Origin of the sequence: Verrucosispora sp. SN26_14.1 (genome assembly GCF_004307965.1) — a bacterium.
In the GTDB taxonomy this organism is placed as follows: domain Bacteria; phylum Actinomycetota; class Actinomycetes; order Mycobacteriales; family Micromonosporaceae; genus Micromonospora.
Map to the genome: position 1 here is coordinate 1 of NZ_SISL01000485.1, position 4,298 is coordinate 4,298.

Consider the following 4,298-nt stretch of genomic DNA (forward strand, 5'->3'; position numbering starts at 1 on the left):
GGCAGCGGCAGCTGTGTATAAGAGACCGCGCGCCCACCGGCCGCCGCGCCTCGCCGACCGACCGGCCCTTCGTCACCTCGGTCAGCCCGGACACCGCAGTCGACCTGGAACTCTCCGGCACCGCGCTGCGGTGGGGGCGGCACCGGATCGGGCCGGCCGGTGCCCGGGTCGCCGCCGGGCAGGGTCTGCTGACGTCCCGCGCGGTGTACGCCGAGCCGATCAGGTCCAGGGTGTACCCGAAGACCGAGCCGTTCGACGCCGTCGAGGCGATGCCCCGGGCCGCAGGCCTGGTCGGCGCGCACCATTCGCGCCGGCCCGGCGAGGGCGGCGAGCTGGCCGGTGTCCGTGTGTTCGCCCCCGGTGACCGGCTGCGTCGCATCGACTGGCGGGTGTCGCTGCGGGCCCGGCAACTGCACGTGGCGTCCACCCTCTCCGACCGGGACGCCGAGGTGGTCGTGCTGCTCGACGTGCTCGCCGAGGCGGGACGTTCCGGCGGGGTCGCCGGCACCGCCTCGGTGCTGGACACCACGGTGCGGGCCGCCGCCGCCATCGCCGAGCACTACCTGCACCGGGGCGACCGGGTGGCGTTGCTGGAGTACGGCCCGAGCGCCCGGCGCCTGCGTCCGGCCACCGGACGCCGCCAGTACCTGACGGTCCTGGAGTGGCTGCTGGACGTGAAGGCGCAGTCCTCTCCGCACGAGCCCTACGACCAGGTGTTCGGGCCGCAGGTGCTCTCCGCCGACGCACTGGTGGTGGTGCTCACGCCGCTGCTGGAGGAGCGGTCGGCGCAGATGCTGGCCCGGCTGGCCCGCTCGGGCCGGTTCGTGGTCGCGGTGGACACCCTGCCGTCCGACCTCACCCCGCCGACCGACCGGGGCTGGGCCGAGGTGGCGTACCGGCTGTGGCGGCTGGACCGGGACACGATGATCGCCCAGCTTCGCGAGCACGGGGTGCCGGTGGTGCCCTGGGCGGGTGCGGGCAGCCTCGACCAGGTGCTGCGGGACGTGGCCCGGCTGGCCACCGCACCCCGGGTGGGTGGCCGGTGATCGCACGGCTCAAGGCGGTACGAACGGCGGCCGTCCGGATCACCCTGGCCCCCGTCCTGGTGCGTCTCGGCGTCTTCCTCGTCACCTTCGCCGGACTGCTGCTGTCGTACCCCGTCCAGATGCTCCAGGGGCCGACGCTCGGTGCGTTGGCCGTGGTCGCGGTGGCGCCCGCGCTCTCGCCGCACCGGTTCTGGCCGAGCTTCGCCGCGCTGGTCACGGTCGCCGGCTGGGTGCTCGCCACCGACCTGCACGAGCGACCGATCGCGTTGTGGCGGCTGCTGACCGTGGCGGCGCTGCTCTACCTCGCGCACACGGTGACCGCCCTGGCGGCGCTGCTGCCGTACGACGCCGCGGTGGACCCGGACCTGATCGTGCGTTGGCTCACACGGGCGGGCGTAGTGGTGCTCGCCACGTCGGTCCTCGGGGTGCTGCTCGTCGAATTGGCCCGGGTCGGCGGCGACGGCACCGGCCGGATTCCCGTCACCATCGCCGGTCTGCTGGTGGTCACCGGGTTGACCGCGATGCTGGCCTGGCTGCTGCGACGCAGGTGAACGGCGGTTCTGCCGGGGCCGCCGGGGCTTGCGGGGCCGCAGTGATACGTCCGGTTTCGTCCCTGCGGTAGCGCGGGTCACACTCAGGTTGTGCTCGGTCACAGAAGGGTGCCGCGAGCGGGGTTACCGGGGCTGGCGCGGGAAAGATGTAAGTGTGAATCCGAAGCGGATCCTTGTGGTGGGTGCCGGGCACGTCGGGCTCTACGCGGCCCTGCGCCTGTCGAAGAAGCTCAGCTCTCGTGAGGCCGAGGTCATCGTCGTCGACCCGCAGCCGCACATGACCTACCAGCCGTTCCTCCCCGAGGCGTCGGGAGGGAACATCTCTCCGCGGCACTCCGTGGTGCCGCTGCGTCGCGAGTTGCGCAAGTGCACGGTGGTGGCCGGTGCGGTGACCCGTATCGAGCACGACCGCAAGACCGCCACCGTGCAGCCGATCATCGGCCCGCCGCGCGAGATCGCGTACGACCACGTCGTGGTCGCACCGGGTTCGGTCTCCCGGACCCTGCCCATCCCGGGCCTGCACGAGCACGGCATCGGGTTCAAGACCATCGGTGAGGCCATCTATCTGCGCAACCACGTGTTGGAGCAGTTGGACGTGGCGGCCGCGACGACCGACCCGGAGGTACGGCGCCGCGCCCTCACCTTCGTCTTCGTCGGTGGCGGGTACGCCGGCATCGAGGCGCTCGCCGAGATGGAGGACATGGCCCGGCACGCGCTGAAGTACTACCCGGAGCTGACGGCGTCGGACATGCGGTGGGTGCTGGTTGAGGCCACCCAACGGGTGCTTCCCGAGGTCGACCGGGACATGGGTGCCTACACCGTGCAGCAGTTGCTGAAGCGGGACATGGACATCCGGCTGGACACCCGCCTGGAGTCCTGCGTCGACGGGGTGGTCACGCTCTCCGACGGGGACAGCTTCCCCTCGGACACCATCGTGTGGACGGCGGGCGTGAAGCCGGCACCGATGCTGGACGCCACCGACTTCCCCCGCGACGAGCGGCGTCGGGTCACCTGCCGACCCACCCTCCAGGTGGTCGACGGGGACCGGGTCCTCGATGGCGCCTGGAGCGCCGGTGACTGCGCCGCCGTACCGGACCTGACCAAGCCGCCGGGCAACTTCTGCTCGCCCAGCGCCCAGCACGCGGTACGCCAGGCCCAGCGGATGGCCGACAACATCGTCGCCGTGGTCCGTGGCGAGCAGCCGGTCGACTACAAGCACAAGCACGCCGGCAGCGTGGCGAGCCTCGGCCTGCACAAGGGCGTGGCCCAGGTCTACGGCATCAAGATGACCGGCTGGCCGGCGTGGTTCATGCACCGGACGTACCACATGAGCCGGATCCCCTCGTTCAACCGCAAGGTCCGGGTGGTGGTCGACTGGACGTTGGCGTTCTTCCTCAAGCGTGAGGTGGTCGCCCTCGGTCAGTTGCACGACCCGCGCGAGGAGTTCGCCGAGGCGTCCTACCCGGGCTCCAAGGCGTAGTGGTCCGAGCCCGCGCGGCCCACCGGCCGCGCGGGCTCAGACCCGCCAGATCCAGGCGTCGGCCACCCGGCTGGACGGCCCGTAGAGCGCCTCCAGGGTCAGCCGCAGGCTGTCCGCGTGCGCCGTGGCGACCGCCAGCACGACGCAGGAGACACCCCAGTGCCGCACGTCCTCGGCGGCCCGGCGGCGCTGGTTCGCACCGACCACCGGCCGTAGACCGCTCCGGGCCACCTCGGCGAGCAGCGTGGAGGTGGGCCGTGGGGCCACTCCCATCGCGGCGCTGCCGCCCCGGCCGTGCGGGCCGATGAAGAACCCCTCCGGCATGCCGAAGGCGGCGTCGGCGGCCGTCGACCACCGCATCGGCCAGGGGTCCTTCGGCGTCGCCAACGGCACCGGCATCAGCACCCCGCCCGGTTCGACGCAGGTCCGCCAGTGCCCGGCGGTGACGAACTCGGGCACCGGCGTGCGCGCGGCGGTGGGCAGCGGCGTCGGCACCAGTGGCAGGAGCACCACACCGGCCGTCACCAGCGCCAGTCGTCGGGCGCGCCGGCCCGCGCGCAGCGCCCGGTCCAGCGCGAGCACCAGGATCGTCGCCGCCAGCGGCGGCACCGCCAGGGCGAAGCGCATCGGCAACGCACCGTCCACCACCGGCAGCCCGGCCAGCAGCGCGTACGGTCCGGGAAGGCCGGTGCCCTCGCCCCGGTGGACCACCTCGGGGCCGAGCGAGAGTGTCCCCATCACCAGGATGCCGGCGAGGCAGGCCAGCGCCAGCGGGCGCCGCCGCAGCCAGAGCGCACACCCCGCGGTGACCACCAGCAGGGGCCAGCCCAGGAAGGTGTTGTACTCCGCCGGCCCGGTGGTCAGCGCGGCCGAGCGTTCGTCACCGAGCAGGGTCAGCGGCGAGACGGCCCACCAGCTGCGCAGGTCGGCCGAGAAGTAGTGCGGGCTGAACATGCCGTCGGCGACGCCGAGCGGCCCGGCGAACTGGAGCCACAGCGGCCGGGCGAGCACCAGCAGGGCCAGCCCGGTGGCGAGCGCCATCCCGCCGACGAAGGCGGGCAGCGCGCGGCGGGTCAGGTCCCGGTCCACGACCGCCATGGTCGCGGCCATCACCAGCAGGGTGACGGCGGCGAGGAAGAGCACCTCCTCGCCGACGAACACCTGGCCGCAGACCACGGCGGCGAGCCCCACGGCGGAGGTCACCAGCCGCCGCCGGTCCGG

Annotated in this window: 3 protein-coding genes and 1 pseudogene; 3 read left to right on the plus strand and 1 reads right to left on the minus strand. The window is 73.2% G+C overall.

What is annotated here, in order from left to right:
- The 3 genes from EYA84_RS27575 to EYA84_RS27585 form a co-directional block, all read left to right on the plus strand.
- Positions 1 to 1,046, plus strand: a 1,046-nt coding sequence (locus EYA84_RS27575; RefSeq protein WP_131056741.1) for a DUF58 domain-containing protein, incomplete at its 5' end; no start/stop codon positions are given.
- On the plus strand, positions 1,043 to 1,597 hold the full coding sequence (locus tag EYA84_RS27580; RefSeq protein ID WP_131056743.1) for a hypothetical protein: 555 nt from the start codon (positions 1,043 to 1,045) through the stop codon (positions 1,595 to 1,597). The genes EYA84_RS27575 and EYA84_RS27580, both read left to right, overlap by 4 nt.
- Positions 1,598 to 1,751: 154 nt before the next feature.
- Complete coding sequence (locus EYA84_RS27585; RefSeq protein ID WP_131056744.1) at positions 1,752 to 3,077, plus strand: NAD(P)/FAD-dependent oxidoreductase; 1,326 nt, start codon at positions 1,752 to 1,754, stop codon at positions 3,075 to 3,077.
- A 36-nt stretch (positions 3,078 to 3,113) separates the two neighbouring features.
- On the opposite strand, the pseudogene EYA84_RS27590 reads toward EYA84_RS27585, so the two are convergent.
- Positions 3,114 to 4,298: pseudogene (locus tag EYA84_RS27590) on the minus strand (hypothetical protein); the annotation flags it as partial.